Annotated in this window: 19 protein-coding genes; 14 read left to right on the forward strand and 5 right to left on the reverse strand. The window is 65.8% G+C overall.

Annotated elements, in window-relative coordinates:
* Positions 1-54: 54 nt before the first annotated feature.
* Both ACIPPQ_RS15720 and ACIPPQ_RS15725 read right to left on the reverse strand, forming a co-directional pair.
* Positions 55-1,374: an ATP-binding protein gene (locus tag ACIPPQ_RS15720; protein ID WP_446545000.1), complete on the reverse strand. Its 1,320-nt coding sequence runs from the start codon at positions 1,372-1,374 to the stop codon at positions 55-57.
* A gap of 3 nt (positions 1,375-1,377) precedes the next feature.
* Positions 1,378-2,136 (reverse strand): response regulator transcription factor, encoded by a 759-nt coding sequence (locus ACIPPQ_RS15725; protein WP_446545035.1) that lies wholly within the window; start codon positions 2,134-2,136, stop codon positions 1,378-1,380.
* 187 nt (positions 2,137-2,323) lie between these two features.
* Between ACIPPQ_RS15725 and ACIPPQ_RS15730 the strand changes: the two genes are divergently transcribed.
* Both ACIPPQ_RS15730 and ACIPPQ_RS15735 read left to right on the forward strand, forming a co-directional pair.
* Positions 2,324-3,118 carry a universal stress protein gene (locus tag ACIPPQ_RS15730; RefSeq protein ID WP_446545001.1) on the forward strand — a complete coding sequence of 265 codons (795 nt, stop codon included), beginning with the start codon at positions 2,324-2,326 and terminating at the stop codon, positions 3,116-3,118.
* Between the two features lie 53 nt (positions 3,119-3,171).
* Entirely contained in the window at positions 3,172-3,861 is a 690-nt protein-coding gene (locus ACIPPQ_RS15735) for a Crp/Fnr family transcriptional regulator (protein WP_446545002.1), read from the forward strand.
* 10 nt (positions 3,862-3,871) lie between these two features.
* On the opposite strand, the gene ACIPPQ_RS15740 is transcribed toward ACIPPQ_RS15735, so the two are convergent.
* The gene (locus ACIPPQ_RS15740) at positions 3,872-4,543 is read right to left on the reverse strand and encodes an OmpW/AlkL family protein (protein WP_446545003.1); all 672 of its coding nucleotides are present in this window, start codon (positions 4,541-4,543) and stop codon (positions 3,872-3,874) included.
* Between the two features lie 170 nt (positions 4,544-4,713).
* Between ACIPPQ_RS15740 and ccoN the strand changes: the two genes are divergently transcribed.
* From ccoN to gnd, 11 genes are all read left to right on the forward strand, one after another.
* Positions 4,714-6,372 carry a cytochrome-c oxidase, cbb3-type subunit I gene (ccoN, locus tag ACIPPQ_RS15745; RefSeq protein WP_446545004.1) on the forward strand — a complete coding sequence of 553 codons (1,659 nt, stop codon included), beginning with the start codon at positions 4,714-4,716 and terminating at the stop codon, positions 6,370-6,372.
* Between the two features lie 12 nt (positions 6,373-6,384).
* A complete protein-coding gene (ccoO, locus tag ACIPPQ_RS15750; RefSeq protein WP_446545005.1) occupies positions 6,385-7,149 on the forward strand; it encodes a cytochrome-c oxidase, cbb3-type subunit II in 765 nt (254 codons plus the stop codon).
* Positions 7,146-7,304, forward strand: coding sequence for a cbb3-type cytochrome c oxidase subunit 3 (locus ACIPPQ_RS15755; protein ID WP_327455895.1), 159 nt, complete (start codon positions 7,146-7,148; stop codon positions 7,302-7,304). The genes ccoO and ACIPPQ_RS15755 overlap by 4 nt, the downstream gene beginning before the upstream one ends.
* Positions 7,297-8,232, forward strand: coding sequence for a cytochrome-c oxidase, cbb3-type subunit III (ccoP, locus tag ACIPPQ_RS15760; RefSeq protein ID WP_446545006.1), 936 nt, complete (start codon positions 7,297-7,299; stop codon positions 8,230-8,232). The genes ACIPPQ_RS15755 and ccoP overlap by 8 nt, the downstream gene beginning before the upstream one ends.
* Positions 8,219-9,676 (forward strand): cytochrome c oxidase accessory protein CcoG, encoded by a 1,458-nt coding sequence (gene ccoG, locus ACIPPQ_RS15765; RefSeq protein WP_446545007.1) that lies wholly within the window; start codon positions 8,219-8,221, stop codon positions 9,674-9,676. The genes ccoP and ccoG overlap by 14 nt, the downstream gene beginning before the upstream one ends.
* A gap of 38 nt (positions 9,677-9,714) precedes the next feature.
* Positions 9,715-10,143, forward strand: a complete 429-nt coding sequence (locus ACIPPQ_RS15770) for a FixH family protein (protein ID WP_446545008.1) — start codon at positions 9,715-9,717, stop codon at positions 10,141-10,143.
* On the forward strand, positions 10,140-12,254 hold the full coding sequence (locus tag ACIPPQ_RS15775; protein ID WP_446545009.1) for a heavy metal translocating P-type ATPase: 2,115 nt from the start codon (positions 10,140-10,142) through the stop codon (positions 12,252-12,254). The genes ACIPPQ_RS15770 and ACIPPQ_RS15775 overlap by 4 nt, the downstream gene beginning before the upstream one ends.
* A complete protein-coding gene (ccoS, locus tag ACIPPQ_RS15780; RefSeq protein ID WP_446545010.1) occupies positions 12,251-12,409 on the forward strand; it encodes a cbb3-type cytochrome oxidase assembly protein CcoS in 159 nt (52 codons plus the stop codon). The genes ACIPPQ_RS15775 and ccoS overlap by 4 nt, the downstream gene beginning before the upstream one ends.
* Positions 12,406-12,636: a hypothetical protein gene (locus tag ACIPPQ_RS15785; protein ID WP_446545011.1), complete on the forward strand. Its 231-nt coding sequence runs from the start codon at positions 12,406-12,408 to the stop codon at positions 12,634-12,636. Before ccoS ends, ACIPPQ_RS15785 begins: the two co-directional genes overlap by 4 nt.
* Before the next feature lie 59 nt (positions 12,637-12,695).
* Positions 12,696-14,000: an oxygen-independent coproporphyrinogen III oxidase gene (gene hemN / locus ACIPPQ_RS15790; protein ID WP_446545012.1), complete on the forward strand. Its 1,305-nt coding sequence runs from the start codon at positions 12,696-12,698 to the stop codon at positions 13,998-14,000.
* Between the two features lie 105 nt (positions 14,001-14,105).
* Entirely contained in the window at positions 14,106-15,089 is a 984-nt protein-coding gene (gnd, locus tag ACIPPQ_RS15795; protein WP_446545013.1) for a phosphogluconate dehydrogenase (NAD(+)-dependent, decarboxylating), read from the forward strand.
* Position 15,090: 1 nt separating this feature from the next.
* Here the strand turns inward: gnd and ACIPPQ_RS15800 are convergent, their stop codons facing one another.
* Complete coding sequence (locus ACIPPQ_RS15800; RefSeq protein WP_446545014.1) at positions 15,091-16,266, reverse strand: dipeptidase; 1,176 nt, start codon at positions 16,264-16,266, stop codon at positions 15,091-15,093.
* A gap of 41 nt (positions 16,267-16,307) precedes the next feature.
* Positions 16,308-17,678 (reverse strand): amidohydrolase family protein, encoded by a 1,371-nt coding sequence (locus tag ACIPPQ_RS15805; RefSeq protein ID WP_446545015.1) that lies wholly within the window; start codon positions 17,676-17,678, stop codon positions 16,308-16,310.
* A 277-nt stretch (positions 17,679-17,955) separates the two neighbouring features.
* Between ACIPPQ_RS15805 and ACIPPQ_RS15810 the strand changes: the two genes are divergently transcribed.
* Positions 17,956-20,109 carry a TonB-dependent receptor gene (locus ACIPPQ_RS15810; protein WP_446545016.1) on the forward strand — a complete coding sequence of 718 codons (2,154 nt, stop codon included), beginning with the start codon at positions 17,956-17,958 and terminating at the stop codon, positions 20,107-20,109.
* Positions 20,110-20,113: the final 4 nt, after the last annotated feature.

The following is a 20,113-nucleotide window of genomic DNA, read 5'->3' on the forward strand; positions in this document are numbered from 1 at the left end:
GTCACAATCGCGGGCAGCAGGGAGGAGAGGGGGATTCGCGGCGGGTAGCGGCTTTCAGTCTCGCGGCAGCATCAGGCTGACCCCGAGACCGCCGAGCGGGCTGTCGCGCAGGGTCAGCGCACCGCCCATCGCGGCGGCGGCCTTGTGCGCGGCGGCAAGGCCGATCCCTGCGCCGCCGGAATCGCGTGCGCGCGCTTCGTCGAGGCGGCGAAACGGCAGCAGTGCTTCGTCGCGCCGGTCGGGCGCGATGCCCGGCCCGTCGTCGTCGACGTCGATCGTGAACCGGTCGGGGCCATCGTCGCGAAGGGAGAGCTCGACGCGGTTCGCATGGCGCCGCGCATTGTCGATCAGGTTGGCGAGAATGCGCTTGATCGTGAGCGGGCGGGCGGTGACCAGCAAAGCGTCGGGGCCGCGATAGGCGATATCGTCGCCGAGGTCGGCGGCGGTGTCGGCAACCGTGGCGAGCAGCGCCGCGGCGTCGATCAGCCGCGGCACTTCTTCCTCGCCGCTCCGGAAATAGGACAAAGTCGCTTCGATGAAGCTTTCCATTTCAGCCAGATCGGCGCTTATCGCCTCGCGCGCTTCGCTATCACTTAGCAACGACGCGCGCAGGCGGAGGCGCTGGATGGGCGTTCGCAGGTCGTGCGACACGGCGACCAGCGCCTCGGTCTGGTCGCTCATCGCTCGCAGCAGGCGTTCCTGCATCGCCGAAAAAGCCGTCGCGACGCGCCGCACTTCGGCGGGCCCATCGACGATGACCGGACTCGGACGGCCGCCGCTGGTCCGATCCGCCGCGGCGGCAAGATCGCTGAGCGGGCGGACGAGCGCGCGGATCATGACGAGCGCGATTCCGAGCACCGCCGCGACGAGCAAGAGGTGGAGCAGGATGACCATGCGCGGGTCGGGCGGCGCACCGAGATAGGGGCTGAGGCGAAAGGTGACGAAGCTGCCGTCGGCGATCCGCAGCGCGCCGACGAGGTCGCGCTCGCCGCGCGCGGCCGACGGCATCAGCGTCAGCCGCAGTTCGCGCGATGTCAGGTCCGGCGCCGAGCGGACGAGGCGCGCGCGCAGGCTCTGGAGCTGGGCGAAGGAGGCGCTGAAGTCGGTGATGACGGTGCGTGGCACCCAGTTGAGCGAGAGATCGCCCTCCGCGAGGTCGCGAAGGCGTTCGCCGCGGTCGCGCGCGTGGTGCGCCAGCGCGGTGCGTTCGGCTTCGGTCAGCCGACTTGCGATTTGCCCGATCTCCTGATCGGACAGGAGTTCGCGTTCCTGCCAGCGCTGGAGCGCGATATTGCCAAGCAGTTCGAGGAGGATCGCGCCGACGAGAACGAGCAGGATTCGCCCGACCATCGCCTCGGGAAGGCTCAGGCGCATCGGTCAGGTCACGATAACGTCGGCCGCGAGCATATAGCCGACCCCGCGAACGGTGCGGATCAGCGGGCGCACCTTCCGGCCGTCGCCGAGCTTGCGTCGCAGCCGGCTGACGAGCACGTCGATGCTGCGATCGGTCGAGGATCCGATGCGGCTGCGCGACAGTTCGAGCAGGCGCTCGCGGCCGATCATCCGCTGCGGATTGCGGAGCAGTGCCAGCAGGTCCTGTTCGGCAGCGGTGAGGTCGACCTCGGCGCCCGACGGCGCGATCAGCTCGCGGCGCCGCGCGTGATATTGCCAACCGGCAAATTCGAAACGTTCGGGGATCGGCGCGTCGAGCGGCGCGTGCGGATCGCGCATCCGCCGCAGCACCGCGCGCACGCGGGCGAGCACTTCGGACCGGCCAAAGGGCTTCGCGATATAATCGTCGGCGCCGACGTCGAGCCCGGCGACCCGGTCGCTTTCCTGCCCGCGCGCGCTGATCATGATGATCGGCACATGGCTTTGCTTGCGGATCGTCCGGCACAGCTCGATGCCGCTGTCGCCCGGCAGCATGATGTCGAGCAGGATCAGGTCGATCCGTCCCGCCCCGATGATCTCCTGCAATTCGGCGCCGTCGCGCGCGCCGCTGACCTCATAACCGCATTCGCGCAAGATTCGCGTCAGCAGCGTGCGCACCCCTGCGTCGTCATCGACGACGACGATATGATGGGCAAGCGCCGGAGTCCGGGTTGGGACGGGCGCTGGCTCGGGGCGCGTGGCGATGGCCGGCAAGATCGGGGCTCCTTGGTGACGGGTCCATTGTCGGATCCCGGCTTTGGGGCGGCCCGGACAGACGGTGTGATAACTATTCGCATTATGCGAAATATCAATGGCCGCGCCATTTGACCGCGATCAATGACCGCCTTTGAAGGGCGCGGCAAGAGTTCCCCGCAACCGCAGGAGGAATGATATGCGAAACCTGTTGATCCACGCCGATGCGAGCCGGGCCATGGCGGCGCGAACGGAAACCGCACTGGCGATCGGCCGACGGAACCGTTCACATCTCAGCTTTGTGATCGCCTCTCCCTTTCAGCAGTTCATCGCGACCGATCCTTTCGGCGGAATGTATCTGGCGGCCGGGCAACTCGCGAAGGCCGAGCTTGCCGATCAGGAGCTGGCAGAGCGGCTGGGGACCGAGCTGGCGCGCGAGGATGTGCCCTGGGATATCGCGATCGCCGACGGCGATGCCTTGTCCGTGATGTCGCTCGCCGCAACGCTGGCGGACCTCGCCATCGTTTCGCTCGGACAGCCGAACGCGCCGATGAGGGCGGGCGACCTCGCGATGACCGTGCCTGTACCGGTGCTGGCGATTCCCGAAAGCGGCGGGCCGGTCGATCTCGACGCGCCGGTGATGGTCGCGTGGAACGGCAGCCCGCAGGCGGCGCACGCGCTGCGCGCGGCTGTACCGCTGATCCGCGACGCGAGCGAGGTCATCCTGGTCACGGTCGGTGCCGACGACGGACGGATCCCGGCCCAGGATGCGATGCTGTATCTGTCGCGCCACGGGATCCATGCCGATTTCCGTCAGGTCGAGCGCGGGGCGGATACTGCCGAGGAAGTGCTGGAGTGGCAGGCGAAGGCGATCGCCCCCGGCCTGATCGTCATGGGCGCCTTTGGCCGGCCGCGCTTGCGTGAGACGCTGTTCGGCGGCGTGACCCGTTACCTTCTCGAAGCCGCGCCGGCCCCTTTGCTTCTCGCGCATTAGGGTTTCGGTCCGCTACGCTTTTCAAACCGGCCGCCTTCCTGTAGGGCGGCCGCGTGACCGATTGTGCTACCTGCGTTGTCCGAAACCGCGCGATTTGCGCGAGCCTGAACCCCGCGGAACTAGCCGCGCTGGGCAAGATGGGGCGCCGACAGAAAGTACGGCAGGGGCAGACCCTGCTCTGGGAAGGCGACGGCGCCCCCGTCGTCGCCAATGTCCTCGAAGGCGTGCTCAAACTCGTCGTCTCGACCACCGACGGGCGCGAGCAGATCGTCGGCGTCGTCTTTCCGTCCGATTTCATCGGCCGCCCGTTCGGCAAGGAAAGCCCGTACAGCGTCACGGCGATGACCGACGCCGAAGTGTGCATCTTCAACCGTAATAATTTCGACGATTTCGCGAGTACGCATCCCGATCTCCAGCAGAAGCTGCTCCGCCGGACGCTCGACGAACTCGACCGCGCGCGGCACTGGATGATGCTGCTCGGGCGCAAGTCGGCGTCGGAGAAGGTCGCCTCCTTCCTGCTCGAAATGTCCGAGCGCCTGTCGGGGCAGGGATGCCAGTCGGGCGCGCGCGACGGGTTCGAGCTGCCTTTCGGCCGCCAGCAGATCGCCGACATCCTTGGCCTGACGATCGAAACGACGAGCCGCCAGCTCACGAAGATGCGAGCCGACGGCGTCGTCGATCTGCCCTCGCGCCGCGAAATCGTGATCAACGATCGCGCGGCGATGGAGGATATGGCGGGCTAGGACCTCCCGCTCAGAAGCGGAAGGCGACCCCGGCGCTCAGCACCCATGGATCGAGCCTGTGCTTCGTGCGCAGCACTTCGGTCGTCCCGGCGAACCAGCGCGCGGTCGGGCGCAGGAAATAGCGCTTCGCATCGAAGGTCACGGCCAGTCCCTTGTCGTTCACCGGGACGTCCATCCCGGCCTGGAGCGCGACCCCGAACGTGTCGTTCATCTTTTGCCGCGTCGCGCCGAGCGCCACTGCGGTCGCGCCGGGCTTTTCGTCGATGAAGATGAAATAGCTGGGTCCGGCGCCGACATAGGGTTGGACGCCGCCATCCTTGCCGAAATGATATTTTAGCGTCAGCGTCGCGGGCACGATCTTCGCGTCTGACACCAGCCCAGCACCGGCGAGCGCGCCGCGCCCGTCGACATCATGCTGCGTCACCCCGGCGATCGTTTCGAGCGAGATGTTGTCGGCGACGAAATATTCGACCGCGATTGTCGGCACCATATTGTCGTCGGCCTTCGTCTGCGTTCCCGCAGGCAGGCCGATCCGGTCGATCTTCACATCCTTGATCTTGCCGTCGGGCGCGACGAGCGTCCCGAGCAGCTTGACCTGCACGTCGCCCGCCTTTGCGAAGGCCTGGCCGGGAAGCGCGAGCGCGACGGCCAGCGCGGCGAGGGAGAGAGTCTGTTTTTTCATGGGTCTAGGCTCCTTGCTTGACGAAGCCGTCCCTGCGCCCGGCGGAATGCGCCCGCATTGATGCGGCGCAACAAGTTCGTTGATCCCGGTCAATGTTTCGTCGCGCCCGCGCGTCCATGGCGGCGGTGAACCGCGTGGCCGAAGGGCTGCGCCAAGCAGGGACAAGCGATATGGACGGTCTGGTAACAAAGGCGGGGGGCTGGTTGGGATTGACCCTGCTGGCGCTCGTGATGGCGGCGCTCGCGGTCGATGCGCCCTTCGCGGTGCATATGATCATCGTCGCGCTTGCATGCCTCGCCATGCTGTGGGCGACCGTCACGCGTGCCGATTACAGCGGCCTTGAGCGCGGCCTGTTGAAGATGCCCGCCGATCAGGGCGTCTATGACGACGACCCGATCCGCTGGGGCGTCATCGCGACCTTGTTCTGGGGTGTCGCCGGGATGGCCGCAGGGCTCTTTATCGCACTCCAGCTCGCTTTCCCGGCGCTGAACCTCAACCTCGAATATACGACCTTCGGGCGGCTGCGGCCGCTGCACACCTCGGCGGTGATCTTCGCCTTTGGCGGCAACGCGCTGATCGCGACGAGCTATTATGTCGTCCAGCGCACCTGCCGCGCGCGGCTCGCGTTCCCGACGCTCGCGCGCTTCGTCTTCTGGGGATACCAGCTCTTCATCGTCCTCGCGGCGACGGGCTATCTGATGGGCGTCACCGCGGCGAAGGAATATGCCGAGCCCGAATGGTATGTCGATCTGTGGCTGACGATCGTCTGGGTCGCCTATCTGGTCGTGTTCGTCGGCACGATCGTCAAGCGCCGCGAGCCGCATATCTATGTCGCGAACTGGTTTTACCTCAGCTTCATCGTCACCATCGCGATGCTCCACATCGTCAACAATCTGTCGATGCCCGCCAGCATCTTTGGGTCGAAGAGCTATGCTGCCTTCGCCGGGGTGCAGGATGCGCTGACGCAATGGTGGTACGGGCATAATGCGGTCGGATTCTTCCTGACCGCGGGCTTCCTCGCGATGATGTATTATTTCGTGCCGAAGCAGGCCGAGCGGCCAGTGTACAGCTATCGCCTGTCGATCATCCATTTCTGGTCGCTGATCTTCCTCTACATCTGGGCGGGGCCGCACCACCTTCACTACACCGCGCTGCCCGACTGGGCGCAGACGCTGGGCATGGTCTTTTCGGTCATCCTGTGGATGCCGAGCTGGGGCGGCATGATCAACGGCCTGATGACGCTGAACGGCGCGTGGGACAAGATCCGTACCGACCCGATCATCCGCATGATGGTGATGGCGCTGGCCTTCTACGGCATGAGCACCTTCGAAGGCCCGATGATGTCGATCAAATGGGTCAACTCGATGTCGCATTACACCGACTGGACGATCGGCCATGTGCACTCGGGCGCGCTCGGCTGGAACGGGATGATTACCTTCGCCTGCGTCTATTACCTCGCGCCGCGCCTGTGGGGCCGCGAGCGGCTCTACAGCCTGCGCATGGTCAACTGGCACTTCTGGCTCGCGACCGTCGGTATCGTTTTCTACGCCGCGTCGATGTGGGTCGCGGGCATCATGCAGGGCCTGATGTGGCGCGAATATGGAGCCGACGGCTACCTCGTCTACAGCTTCGTCGAAAGCGTCGCGGCGATGCACCCGATGTACCTGATCCGCGCCGCGGGCGGGGCGATGTATCTCGCTGGCTTCCTGATCATGGTCTTCAACGTCTGGGCGACGCTCAGCGGCAAGGTCCGTGCCGAAAAGCCGATGACCGAAACCCCCTACAACGCCGCAGCGGACCGCCCGCTCGCGCCCGTCCCTGCCGAATAAGGAGCCCGGATCATGGCCACCAGACCCGCCAAACAGGGCTTCAGCCACAAGAAGATCGAACGCAATGTGACGTTGCTCGGCGCCCTCGCGCTGCTCACCGTCACCATCGGCGGCATCGTCGAGATCGCGCCGCTCTTCTGGATCGACAACACGGTCGAGAAGGTCGAGGGCATGCGCCCCTATACCCCGCTCGAGCTCGCCGGACGCAACATCTACATGCGCGAGGGCTGCTACACCTGCCACAGCCAGATGATCCGTCCGTTCCGCGACGAGGTCGAACGCTATGGCCACTACAGCCTCGCCGCCGAGAGCATGTACGACCACCCGTTCCAATGGGGGTCGAAACGCACCGGACCCGACCTTGCGCGCGTCGGCGGCCGCTATTCGGACGAATGGCACAAGGCGCACCTGATCGATCCGCGCAGCGTCGTGCCCGAATCGATCATGCCGCCCTATGCCTTCCTCGCCGAACGCGATCTCCAGACGGGCGACATGGCGAACGACTTGACCGCGCTCTATCGCGTCGGTGTGCCCTATACAAAGGCCGACATCGCCAAGGCGAACGACGACATCAAGGCGCAGGCCGACCCCGATGCCGGCGCGGGCGATCTGCAGAAACGCTATCCGAAGGCGCAGGTTCGCGACTTCGACGGCAATCCCGACCGCGTGACCGAAATGGATGCGCTGATCGCCTATCTCCAGATGCTCGGCACGCTGGTCGACGTCGACAAGGCGGCGCCGCAGGAACGCCCGTCCGAAACGGAGGCGGCACGATGACCTACAACGACCTCAGGCATTTTGCCGACAGCTGGGGGCTGCTCGCCATGACCCTGCTGTTCCTCACCCTCATCGCCTGGCCGTTCCGGCCGAGCGCCCGCGCGCGCAACGACGAAGCCGCGAACATGATCTTCAAGGACGACGAGCATGGCTGAGCAGAAACGCATCGACGAAGCGACGGGCACGAGCACGGTCGGTCACGAGTGGGACGGTATCGAGGAACTCGACACGCCGATGCCGCGCTGGTGGCTGTGGACCTTTTACGCCACGATCGTGTGGGGGCTCGCCTATGTCGTGCTCTATCCGGCATGGCCGCTCGTCAACAGCGCGACCGAGGGTGTGCTCGGCTGGTCGAGCCGCGGCGACCTCGAAAAGGAAATGGCGGCTGACTCGAAACGCCGTGCGCCGACGGTGCGTGCGATCGCAGCGACCGCGATCGCCGACCTGCCGACGAAACCCGAACTGATGCAGGCGGCGGTACAGGGCGGCGGCGCGGCGTTCCGCGTCCATTGCGTCCAGTGTCATGGTGCGGGCGGGGCGGGGGTGAAGAATCTCTACCCCAGCCTGACCGACGACGACTGGTTGTGGGGCGGTGACCTTTCCGCCATCGAATATACGGTCACGCACGGGATCCGGAATCCCGATCACAAGGCGACACGCACCAGCCTGATGCCTGCCTTCGGCCGCGACGGGATCCTCGATGCGGCGCAGATCGGCGACGTCGTCAGCTTCGTGCGCACGATCAGCCGCCAAGAAAAGGCGAGCGCGTCGTCGGCGCGCGGCGCCACGCTGTTCGCCGATAATTGCGCGGTCTGCCACGGTGCAGGCGGCGAGGGCGGCCGCCAGTTCGGCGCGCCGAAGCTGACCGACGCCATCTGGCTCTATGGCGGCGACCGTGACAGCCTGACCGCTACGGTGAACCAGCCGCGCAACGGCGTGATGCCGCGCTGGAACAACCGGCTCGGTCCGGTGACGATCAAGATGCTGTCGGCCTATGTCTATTCGCTGGGCGGCGGCGAGAAGGGGCTCGCGCCCGCGAACGAGGGAGCAGTTGAAGGGCAGGGAGCCGATGGCCAGCCCTGAGGACCTCGCCGGCCAGCCCGCGCCGCTCTATGAAGCGCGGAAGGGCGTTTACCCGAAAGCGGTGAACGGCCCCTTCCGGCGCTTCAAATGGGCGATCATGGCGGTCACGCTCGCGATCTATTACGGGACGCCGTGGATCCGCTGGGATCGCGGCCCCTATGCGCCCGACCAGGCGGTGCTCGTCGACCTCGCGAACCGGCGCTTCTACATGTTCCAGATCGAAATCTGGCCGCACGAATTCTATTATGTCGCGGGCCTTTTGATCATGGCGGGGATCGGCCTGTTCCTCGTCACCAGCGCGGTCGGGCGTGCCTGGTGCGGCTATGCCTGCCCGCAGACGGTGTGGACCGACCTTTTCCAGCATGTCGACCGGATGGTCGACGGCGACCGCAATGCACAGGTCCGGCTGGCCAAGGGGCCATGGACGTTCGAGAAGGTGGCAAAGCGCGGCCTTAAATATCTGATATACTTGGCCATCGCCTTCTGGACCGGCGGCGCGTGGATCATGTATTTCGCCGATGCGCCGACGCTGACGGTGGATTTCTGGACCGGGCAGGCGGCGCTTGTTGCCTATGGCACGGTCGCCGTCCTCACCGCGACGACTTTCATCCTCGGCGGCTTCCTGCGCGAACAGGTGTGCGTCTATATGTGTCCCTGGCCGCGTATCCAGACCGCGATGATGGACGAAAAGTCGCTGCTGGTGACCTACAAGGACTGGCGCGGCGAACCACGGGGCAGCGTCAAGAAGGCGCAGGCGCATCCGGGCGCATTCGGCGACTGCATCGACTGCAACCAGTGCGTCGCGGTCTGCCCGACGGGAATCGACATTCGCGAAGGTCCGCAGATCGGCTGCATCACCTGCGCACTCTGTATCGACGCGTGCGACGGGGTGATGGCACAGGTCGGTCGCCCGCGCGGGCTGATCGATTATTGCACGCTCGACGATGCCGCTACCGAAAAGGCCGGCGGCACCGGGCAGCCGATCCGCAAGACGCTGACCAGGCCGCGCACCTTGATCTATTTCGGCGTGTGGATCGCGATCGGTGCAGCGATGCTCTTTTCGCTCGGTCAGCGTACGCGGCTCGACCTCGCCGTCCAGCACGAACGCAGCCCGCTCTATGTCCAGCTGTCCGACGGGCATGTCCGCAACAATTACACGCTGAAGCTGCGCAACATGGAAACGCGCCCGCGCCGCGTGGCGGTGACGGTCAGCGGGCTTCCGGGCGCGGCGGTCTGGACCGAAGGCGGCGCGCGCGAAGGCGCGGGGCAGGAGATCAGGCTGACGCTCTCGCCCGACAGCGTCACAAGCCTCAAGCTCTTCATCGCGGCGCCGGGCGCTGGACCGGCGCGGCAGGACTTCACGATCAGCACGCGCGGCCTCGACGGCGATCCGCGCGGCGACAGCGACATCATCCAGTTCGACCGGCCGGAGGCAGGACAATGACCGACAGGCGTAAACCCAGGGCTTTCACTGGACGGCATATGACGGCGATCCTCGTCGCCTTCTTCGCGGTCGTGATCGCGGTCAATTTCACGATGGCGCGCTTCGCCATGTCGACCTTTGGCGGCAAGGTGGTCGAAAACAGCTATGTCGCGAGCCAGCACTATAACGAATGGCTGCGACGCGCCGAAGCGCAGGACCGGTTGGGATGGGACGAGAGCGTCAGCCTCGATTCCGCGCGGCACGTCTTGCTGACCGTCCGCAAGGACGGCCAGCCGCTCGCGGGTCTCGGCGTGTCGGCGACGGTGAATCACCCGGTTGGGCGCACCGCACCCGCCGCGCTCCGCTTCGAGCCGGCGGCGGATGGCGTGTTGCGCTCGGCCCGTCCGTTGGCGTCAGGGCGCTGGCGGCTCGACCTCGTCGTCCGGCACGGCGCTGATGAGGCACGGTATCGGAAGGATGTGCAATGAGCGCCGCCGCATTGATCGAGCGCGACTTCGCGGTTCCCGATATTCGCTGCGCGGGGTGCATCGCCAAGCTGGAGCAGGGGCTGGTGCGCGACAAGCGCATTGCCGCCGCGCGCGTCAACTTCACCGAAAAGCGCGTGCATCTGTCGTACATGCCCGACACCGACATGCCCGACCTGATCGGCGCCTTTTCGAACCTGGGGTTCGAAGCGCATCCGATCGGCGACGGGCCCGGCGAAGCCGATGCAGAGGCCGAGACGAGCCGCGAATTGCTGCGCGCGGTCGCGGTGTCGGGTTTTGCGATGATGAACATCATGCTGCTGTCGGTGTCGGTCTGGTCGGGCGCGACGGGTGCGACGCGCGACCTGTTCCACTGGCTGTCGGCGGCGATTGCCTTGCCGACCGTCGCCTATGCCGGCCGGCCTTTTTTCCGGTCGGCGTGGCGCGCGCTGCGCCACGGCGGGACCAATATGGACGTGCCGATCAGCATCGGCGTCGCGCTCGTTTGTGCCATCAGTCTCTACGAAACCGCGACGAGCGGCCCGCATGCCTATTTCGACGGCGCGGCGATGCTGCTTTTCTTCCTGCTTTGCGGCCGCTGGCTCGACAGCGTGATGCGCGACCGCGCGCGCGGCGGGGTGACCGCGCTGCTGCGCAATATGGGGACGGGCGCGATGGTGGTCGGCGACGATGGCCGCACCCGCTGGGTCGATGCAACCGCGCTGGAACCTGCGATGACGATGCTTGTCGCGGCGGGTGAGCGGCTTGCCGCCGACGGCGTCGTCGTCGGCGGCGAGAGCCAGATCGACCTGTCGCTGCTCACCGGTGAAAGCGCGCCGCAACGTGTGCACCCGGACGACCGCGTCCATGCCGGCACGCTCAATCTCGATGCGCCGATCCGTGTGCGCGTGACGGCGGCGGGAGCCGACACGGCGATCGCCGACATCGCACGGCTGATGGGCGAGGCGGCGCAAGGCAAGTCGCGCTACGTCCGCATCGCCGACCGCGCCGCGCGGCTCTACGCGCCAGCGGTGCACTGCCTCGCGCTGATGGCGTTCGCGGGCTGGATGATGGCGGGGGCGGGGTGGCATCATAGCCTGCTGATCGCGGCAGCCGTGCTGATCATCACCTGCCCGTGCGCGCTCGGGCTCGCGGTACCCGCGGCGCAGATCGTCGCGGCGGGCGAACTGATGCGCGCGGGGGTGCTGATCAAGGACGGATCGGCGCTCGAACGGCTCGCCGAAGTCGACCGTGCGTTCGTCGACAAGACGGGGACGCTGACATTGGGGCGTCCCGAAGCGATCGACCTCGACCGGCTCGACAATGGCGTGAAGCCGCTGGCGCTCGCGCTGGCGCAGGCCAGCCGCCATCCGCTCAGCGAGGCGTTGACCCGCGGGTTGCAAGCGCTCGACGTTCGCCCCGCCGAAGTGACGTCGATCCGCGAGACGCCGGGTTTCGGCGTCGAGGCGCGATGTGCGGGCGTCGTCGTCACGCTTGGTCGGCCGCAGCGCGCCGATCTCGGCGATGCGCTCGCGACCGAGCTGACGGTCGATGGCCGGCCGGTCGCGACGATCCGTTTCGCCGACAAGCTGCGCCCCGACGCCGCCGAAGCGATCCACGCCCTGCGCTGCGAGGGCATCGACGCCATGATATTGTCGGGCGACCGCGCCGACGCGGTCGCGCCGGTTGCACGCGAACTCGGGCTGACGGCGCAGACGGGGATGAACCCGCAGCAAAAGCTCGAGGCGATCGAGCGGCAGGTCGCGCTGGGCCGCAAGGTGCTGATGATCGGCGACGGCCTCAACGACGGGCCCGCGCTCGCGGCGGGCCATGCGTCGATGGCGCCGGGGTCGGCGAGCGACGTCGGCAAGAATGCCGCCGACTGCATCTTCCTCGGCGACCGGATGATGCCCGTGGTGCAGACGGTGCGGATGGCGCGGCGGACACAGGCGATCGTGCGGCAGAATTTCATCCTCGCGATCGGCTATAATGTCGTCGCGGTGCCGCTCGCTTTCCTCGGTTTCGTGACCCCGCTCGTTGCGGCGATCGCGATGTCGGGATCGTCGCTGATCGTCGTCGGCAACGCGCTGCGCCTGAAAAGGGCGATTCGGTGAACGGGCTGATTTTCCTGATCCCGATCGCACTCGGGCTTGGCCTGCTTGGTCTCGCGGCCTTTTTCTGGTCGCTCCGCCGGGGGCAGTTCGACGATCTCGACGGTGCCGCGCTGCGTATCTTTGTCGAAGAAGAAGAAGAGGGTGGAAGGCCATGACCGCGTCCCGGTTTTTCGTCGCGATGGGCACGCTGGCGCTGATGCAGCCGCCGATCGCTGTCGACGCACGGGTGCTGACGCTTCCGTCCTGTGGTGGCGCGGCGCACCGGACGATGGTCCCGGGCGATCCCGCCGACCCCGCGCAGCGCCGCGATTGCGCAAAGGCATGCCATGCGGTCACCGACCGGCGCGGCAAGTCGGGCGGCGTCAAAAAGGATTGCTGCTGACGCCCGGACGTTGATCCCGGTCAATGTTGTTGGCGGATCGCGAACGTAGGACGCTTCTCATGTGGTCCTATCATCCCGATCTGCTCGCCCGGCCGGTGCCGCGCTACACCAGCTATCCCACCGCAATGGAGTTTACCGACGATGTCGGCGCGGATGCCTATGCGCGCGCACTCGATGCGATCGAGGCGGCGACCCCGATCTCGCTCTACGTCCATATCCCCTTCTGCGAGCAAATCTGCTGGTATTGCGGTTGCAACACCGGCGCGGCGGGGCGCAAGCAGCGGTTGGCCGATTATCTGACGGCCTTGCGGGCCGAGATCGCGCTTGTTGCAAAGCGACTGGGCGGGCGCGGACGGGTGCAGAGCATCGCGTTCGGCGGCGGCAGCCCCAATGCCATCGCACCGGTCGAACTGGTGCGACTGCTCGACCGCATCCTGACCGTTTTCGATGCGCACCGGCCCGAGGTTTCGATCGAACTCGATCCGCGCGGCTTTTCGGCCGAATGGGCGCTCGTGCTCGCGGCGGCGCACGTCACGCGCGTCAGTCTGGGCGTCCAGACCTTCGCGCCGCATGTCCAGCAGGCGATCGGGCGGATCCAGCCGCTCTCGCATATCGAGCGCGTCGTCGCAGCGCTGCGCCTCCGTGACATCGACGCAATCAATTTCGACCTGATGTATGGTTTGCCGGGGCAGACGCTCGCCGACCTCGACGCGACGCTCGACGAGACGATCCGCCTTGCGCCGAGCCGGATCGCGCTGTTCGGCTATGCCCATCTTCCCGACATGATCCCGCGCCAGAGGCGGATCGATGCCACCAATCTTCCCGATCAGCGGCTGCGCTTCGAACAGGCCGAACTCGGATACCGGCGCCTGACCGATGCGGGTTATGTCCCGGTGGGGTTCGACCATTTTGCGCGGCCCGGCGACCCCCTCGCGATTGCGGCGCGCGAAGGACGGGTGAACCGCAATTTTCAGGGTTTCACCAGCGACAGCGTCCCGGTCCTGCTGGGCTTCGGCGCCAGCGCGATCAGTCGCTTTCCCGATCTCATCGTGCAGAACGAGAAACGCGCCGGCCCCTATCGCGACCTAGTGAATGATGGCCGCCTCGCGGCGGTGCGCGGGGTCGAGGTCCCCGACGAGCAGCGGGCGAGGGCGGGGCATATCCGCGATATTCTCTGCAATGGCCGCACGCATCTCGCACCCCGGAGCCGCGCTCGGGTTCGGGATGCTCTCAAGGACTATGAACAGCGCGGCGTTATCGACTGGAATAAGGGCGATCTTGTGATCCGCGACAGCGGATTGCCCTATGCCCGGCACGTCGCCGCGCAATTCGACAGCCTGCGAGGGCATATCGAGACCCTCTGATCGGCGTTGACTCCCGTGCCCTCGCGCGGCCGCAGCACAATTGCCCGTCGGGCGCGAAGTGCGATAGGGAAGGGACATCAATCCCGTAAAGGAGGCCATGGCCCTATGCAGATCGCGATCGTCGGACTCGGGCGGATGGGCGGCAATATTGCACGGCGCCTTTTGCACGCCGGTCATCAGGTCGTCGTTTTCGACCGGAACGAGGGCATCGTCGCGGAGCTGGTGGCAGCGGGTGCCGTCGGCGCCGCTTCGCTCGATGAACTGGCCGATTTGCTCCAGCCCCCGCGCGCGGTCTGGGTCATGCTGCCGGCCGGCGATCCGACCGAGGAGACGATCGGGCGCCTGTCGCTGCGCCTCGATGCCGGTGACGTCGTGATCGACGGCGGCAACAGCTTTTACAAGGATGACGTGCGCCGCGCGGCCGAGCTTCAAGCGCTCGGTGTCGACTATATCGATGTCGGCACGTCGGGCGGCATCTGGGGCGCCGAGCGCGGCTATTGCATGATGATCGGGGGCGAGGCGCCGGTGATCGACCGGCTCGACCCGATTTTCGATACGCTCGCGCCCGGATATGGAACGATCCCCCGGACGCCGGGACGCAGCCCGCCGGAATATGACGGCCGGGCGGAAAAGGGCTATATTCACGCGGGCCCGGCGGGGGCGGGGCATTTCGTCAAGATGGTCCACAACGGCATCGAATATGGGCTGATGGCGGCTTACGCCGAAGGGTTCGATATCCTGCGCGGCAAGAATGCCGAGCGGCTGCCGCCCGAAGAGCGATATGATCTCAACCTCACCGACATCGCCGAAGTCTGGCGCCGGGGGTCGGTGATTTCCTCGTGGCTCCTCGACCTTTCGGCCGCGGCGCTCGCGGGGAACCCCGAGCTTTCGCAATATAGCGGGAAGGTCAACGACAGCGGCGAAGGGCGATGGACGATCGACGCCGCGATGGAAGAGGCGGTGCCCGCCTATGTCCTGTCAGCCGCGCTGCTTGCGCGTTTCCGCTCGCGCACCGACAACACGTTCGGCGAAAAACTCCTCTCGGCCATGCGCGCCGGGTTCGGCGGGCATGTCGAGATTCCGCAGTAGGCTAGCCCCATATGTCACTGGCAAAGCGCAGGAAATTTCCGCCCAATATCTTCTCGATCCGGCTTTGCGAATGGCCGCGCTTTTCGAGCATGGCGGCGAGCTTGAAGAACTGATCGACGCCGTCGAGCCCGGGAACGAAGGGCAGCGTATCGGGGCGCTCGCCGGTTGCGCCGATGCCCGATGCGCGCCGCCGTTCCACTTCGCGCGCCAGACTCTGGCGAAAGGCGTCCATGTCATCGATCGACGTCGTGCCGCCATCGGTGCCGATCCCGACATGGTCTTCGCCGCATATCTTGATGGCATGTTCGATGTGCGCGACGACGTCGTCCGGCGTCGCGTGGCCGGACAGGTTCAGGAACGGCATGAAATAGATGCCGACAAAGCCGCCACGCGAAGCGACGAGGCGTAGCTCCTCATCGGTCTTGTTGCGCGGCAGATCGGTCAGCGCCCGGCAACCGGTGTGATTGATCGAGATCGGCCGCGTCGAGGCGCGCGCCGCGTCGAGGCAAGTCCGTTCGCCGCTGTGCGACAGGTCAACCATGATCCGGTTTTCGTGAAGCCGTTCCATCACCTTGTGCCCCAGCGGCGTCAGCCCGCGGTTGCCCGGCGCCATCGAGCCGTCGCCGATCTGGTTGGACGGATTATAGGTAAGCTGGATGATCTTGACGCCGAGGTCGGCGAAGATGTCGACGCGCTCCGGCTTGTCGCCGACCATCGCCGCGTTCTGGAAGCCATAGATCAACCCGATCTTCCGGTCGGCCTTGGCCTTTTTGATGTCGGCGACGCTCGTGATCTTGACGAGGTCGGACGGCTGGTTGCGGATGATCCAGTCCCACGCGGCGATCTCGCTGACGCTTTCTTCGAACGGATCCGCATCGCCGGCGACATAGCCGAGCGTGATGTTGACCGCGGTCATGCCTGATGCCCGGGCGTCGGCGATCACCCGCGGTTCGACCGGCTGGCGGCGGCCCAGCGGGGATGGTTCGCCGCGGCGGTTGGGATTGGACAGGCCGCCGAGCGCATTGACGATGATGTTGTCGCGCCAGCGGTCGGTTCCGCCCACCGCGCGCGCCATGGCGGGCTGCGCCGCTATCGTGGCGGCGCCTGCCGCGCCAAGCAGCAACGCCTGGCGGCGGCTGACGCCCATATTCCGTTCGTGCCCGAATTCGCTGTCCATATTACCCTCTCCCTTGGCATGGGTGCATGTCGGCCGGCTTGTCAGAAATCCGGCGCGCGCATCTCGTCTTCGGTGACGGGCCGGTAATCCTCCCGCCGATATGTCGCGCCGCGTTGCACCGTGAAGGCGACGCTGCGCAGGTTGCTCACATCGTCGAGCGGGTTCTGGCGAACGAAAAGAAGGTTCGCGAGCTTGCCGGCCTCGACCGTCCCCATCCGGTCCTGCTGGCCAAGCGTGCGCGCGGCAACCGAGGTGGCGGCGCGGATCACGTCCATGTTTGGCATTTTCGCCCGATCTGCGAGCAGTTCGAGCTCTTCGTGGAGCGCGGGATAGGGATTGTTCCAATCCGTGTCGCCGTCGGTGCCCGCCGAAATCATCACCCCCTCGCGGTGCGCCTGGTTGATCAGACGGAATGCGAGCCCGCCGGGGCAGCGCCAGTTTCCGGGGACGGCTCCTCCCTCTGCGGCAGCGGCTTCCTGCTTCGCATAGATGCGGGCGGTGGCGTCGAGGACGATGCCCTTTTGCTGCATCTCGCGGAACAGCGCGGCAATTTCGGGCCGGTCGCCGCGTTCGAACTGCTTGAGGTCGACCGTCATCCGATCATGATAACTGTTCGGTTTAGGCGAGAGTTGATAGGCGATGTAGCAGACATGCGATATCACGTCGGGGCTCGCGGCGATGACCTCCGCCGGCGTCGCAGGGAATATCATCGCATGCGCCCACACCCGGAAATTCTGGCGATGAGCCTCGTCCACGATGCGCTTGACGATTTCGCCTGAAAGATTTGCGTAAATCTTGATCGCGCTCGCGCCGGTGCCGCGTGCCCGTGCCACCGCGATCTTGAGGTCGGTCGTATCGTCGATGGCCTGCATCCACGCGACCTCGCCCGGTTTTGCGCCGCGCGCCGCCGCTTGCGTGCGCCGGTCCTCGAAAAAGCTCGGCCCCGCCATCAGCGCCGAATAGTAGATGTCGGGTCCCTTGACCTCCCCGACCAGAACCTGACGCTGGAGTTCGCCGAGGAAGCGCGTGTCGCCGGCAAGGTCGCGAACCGCCGTAACGCCAGCATAAAGGCTGCGCCGCATCGTCGCCTCGGCCCAGCGGCGCACGGGCAGGGTGGCGAGGTGCATATGCGTGTCGATCAACCCCGGAAGCACGTAGAGTCCGGCGGCATCGACCGTTTCGGCATCGGCGGGGACAACTGCGCTCGCATCGGGTGCCACCGCCTTGATCGTGTCGCCGGCAATGACGATCGTCATATGCTGCTGCGCGGGCCGGCCCGTACCATCGATCAGCGTCGCGTTGCGATAGGCGATCACGCGCTGTTTCGCCGTTGCTTCAGCCGACTTGGCCGGTGCGACGTCGAAAGCCGAAGCCTGCACCGGCAAGCCGATCAGGAGGCTGCCGAGCGCCACGCCTAACCACCGCGCTCCGCGTTGCCCGTTCGCTCCCCGACGCGCGGCGGATTCCTGTTTCAGTTCGTCCCGCATATCGAATCCCCTTCCATCTCCATTGTTACAGATCGTCCATAACATGCACCTTGTCAAATGACTTTACGAAGTGTCATATAAGACATATTGTCTAATCCGACTTCGACGATTCGATCAAAGCGAAAATGGGATGGCGCGGCCGCGAGCATCGCTCGTGTCCCGCAAGGGCTTCGGACTCGGCGATATGATGGGAGGGAAGAGAATGACGACCAAATTGCACCGGATCATGCGGCTGGGCGCCGCATTGGCGCCGTTGGCAATCTGCCAGCCGGCGCTGGCCCAGGCGGAGGCGGCTTCGGACGATGGGACGATCGTCGTGACCGCGACCAAGCGCGGCACTGCGGCGTTGCAGGACATCCCCTATAATATCTCCGCGGTAGGCGAGGAATTGCTCGAGAAAACCGGCGTCACGTCGCTCGAGGACCTCGCGAGGCTTGTTCCGGGGATTACCTCGCAGGGCGGCCCGGGCAACCAGACGGTCGTCATCCGCGGCCTCGCTTCGGACGCGGGCGCGGCGCAGGTCGGCATCTATGTCGACGAAATTCCGCTGTCGGGCATCGGCGGCACGAACGTGCGGCAATCGGACCTCGGGCTGTACGATATCGAACGGATCGAGGTGCTGCGCGGGCCGCAAGGTACGCTTTATGGCGCCGGTTCGCAGGGCGGGACGCTACGCTACATCACGAACAAGCCCGACCTCGATGATTATGCAGCGTCCGTGGGAACGCGTTTTGGGGTCACCAAGGGCGGCGGCGAGCGCATCGACCTCGATGCCATGGTCAACGTGGCGCTGGTGCCCGAAGCTGTCGGACTCCGCGCCGTCGGCTATTATCGCCGCGCCGACGGCTTCGTCGATCTGCCAACGCTCGGCCTCGGCGAAGCCGATGTCGAACGCAATTATGGCGGACGCCTGCTCCTGCAGGCCAAGCTGAGCGCGGACACGACGCTGCTGGGTTCTTTCTACTATCAGCGGACCGAGGTCGAGAATTCGAACGAGGTCATCGAGACAGCCAATATCAACCCGGCCACCGTTCGTTCGCCCTTTTCGGACGAATTGCGGATCTTCAACCTGACACTGGAGCATGATTTCGGTTTCGGCACGCTGACGGCAACGGGGTCGAAATATACCCGCGAGACCTTCTACACGTTCGACGTCAGCCAGTTCGTTCCCGGCAGCGGGCGCGTCAACCAGCCGGCCGAAACCGACGCGACGACCGCCGAACTTCGCTTCGCGTCCAATTTCCAGGGACCGTTCCAGACGATCGTCGGCGTCTTCTACGAAAAGCGCGACCGGATTTCGTCGAGCTATGGCGGCTTTACCGGCAGCGACGGGAAGCCGATTGAGCCCGCTGCGCTCTTCTTCGATACCGAGTCCGAGCAATATGTGCGGAACAAGGCGGCGTTCGCCAATGTCACCTTCGACGTCACCGATCGCCTGCAGATCGAAGGCGGCATCCGTTTATTCAAGTCCCGGCGCCGCGACGAAGGCCGTCTCTTCCTCGACCCCTTCGGGCGCCCGCCGGGTGAGGACCCGACCCAGCGCGCGCGATCGAGCGGCAATGTGAAGCGGGTGCAGGTCTCTTATGATTTCACCGACGATATTCTCGGCTACGCGACCTTCTCCGAAGGGTTTCGTGAGGGCGGGCCGAACGCGCCGGCGCTCCTCGGCAATTACCCGCTCAGCTTCGGGCCGGATTTCGTCAAGAATTTCGAGGCGGGGCTGAAGACCCAGCTGTTCGACAAGCAACTGACCCTCAACGGCAGCGCCTATTATATGAAATGGGACGATATCCAGGTGTCGCAGACCGATCCGACCGGCGCCTTTGCCTACACGATCAACGCGGGCAAGGCGCGGCTGATCGGGTTCGAGCTGGAAGGCAATATGCGCCCGCGCGCCTTGCCCGGTTTTCACGCCAATTTCTCGGCGCGGCTATCGGGGCAGGAACTGACCGAAGACAATCCACTCGCGGTAGGGCCAGCCGGTGATCCGAACGCCGGACGCAAGGGTGACCGCATTCCGGGGACATCGGCCTTCTCGGCGAACCTTGGCGTGCAACAGAGTTTCCCGTTGGGCGAGCTTTCGGGATATGTTCGCGGGGACATTTCCTACACAGGCAAGGCGCGTACGACCTTCAATCCCGCCGACCCGATCGCACGCAGCTATGGCGACTATACGCTGGTCAACCTGCGCGCCGGGGTGGAGCAGGGCGGCTGGAGCGCAGCGCTGTATGTCCAGAATCTGTTCGACGTCCGGAAACCGACCGGGTGGACGGTGCAGAACGTGGCTGGCCTTCCCGATCTGATCCGGATTACCCTGCCGCGCCAGATTGGCATAACGGCGCGGTATCAGTTCTGAAGAA

It is taken from the genome of Sphingopyxis sp. LARHCG72 (assembly GCF_052871675.1).

Excerpts from the sequence above, each read along its gene's own strand:
- ACIPPQ_RS15720 (WP_446545000.1), bottom strand. The coding sequence starts at position 1,374 with ATGCGCCTGAGCCTTCCCGAGGCGATGGTCGGGCGAATCCTGCTCGTT.
- ACIPPQ_RS15730 (WP_446545001.1), top strand. The coding sequence starts at position 2,324 with ATGCGAAACCTGTTGATCCACGCCGATGCGAGCCGGGCCATGGCGGCG.
- ACIPPQ_RS15740 (WP_446545003.1), bottom strand. The coding sequence starts at position 4,543 with ATGAAAAAACAGACTCTCTCCCTCGCCGCGCTGGCCGTCGCGCTCGCG.
- ccoN (WP_446545004.1), top strand. The coding sequence starts at position 4,714 with ATGGACGGTCTGGTAACAAAGGCGGGGGGCTGGTTGGGATTGACCCTG.
- ccoO (WP_446545005.1), top strand. The coding sequence starts at position 6,385 with ATGGCCACCAGACCCGCCAAACAGGGCTTCAGCCACAAGAAGATCGAA.
- ACIPPQ_RS15755 (WP_327455895.1), top strand. The coding sequence starts at position 7,146 with ATGACCTACAACGACCTCAGGCATTTTGCCGACAGCTGGGGGCTGCTC.
- ccoP (WP_446545006.1), top strand. The coding sequence starts at position 7,297 with ATGGCTGAGCAGAAACGCATCGACGAAGCGACGGGCACGAGCACGGTC.
- ccoG (WP_446545007.1), top strand. The coding sequence starts at position 8,219 with ATGGCCAGCCCTGAGGACCTCGCCGGCCAGCCCGCGCCGCTCTATGAA.
- ACIPPQ_RS15770 (WP_446545008.1), top strand. The coding sequence starts at position 9,715 with ATGACGGCGATCCTCGTCGCCTTCTTCGCGGTCGTGATCGCGGTCAAT.
- ACIPPQ_RS15775 (WP_446545009.1), top strand. The coding sequence starts at position 10,140 with ATGAGCGCCGCCGCATTGATCGAGCGCGACTTCGCGGTTCCCGATATT.
- ACIPPQ_RS15785 (WP_446545011.1), top strand. The coding sequence starts at position 12,406 with ATGACCGCGTCCCGGTTTTTCGTCGCGATGGGCACGCTGGCGCTGATG.
- hemN (WP_446545012.1), top strand. The coding sequence starts at position 12,696 with ATGTGGTCCTATCATCCCGATCTGCTCGCCCGGCCGGTGCCGCGCTAC.
- gnd (WP_446545013.1), top strand. The coding sequence starts at position 14,106 with ATGCAGATCGCGATCGTCGGACTCGGGCGGATGGGCGGCAATATTGCA.
- ACIPPQ_RS15800 (WP_446545014.1), bottom strand. The coding sequence starts at position 16,266 with ATGGACAGCGAATTCGGGCACGAACGGAATATGGGCGTCAGCCGCCGC.
- ACIPPQ_RS15810 (WP_446545016.1), top strand. The coding sequence starts at position 17,956 with ATGACGACCAAATTGCACCGGATCATGCGGCTGGGCGCCGCATTGGCG.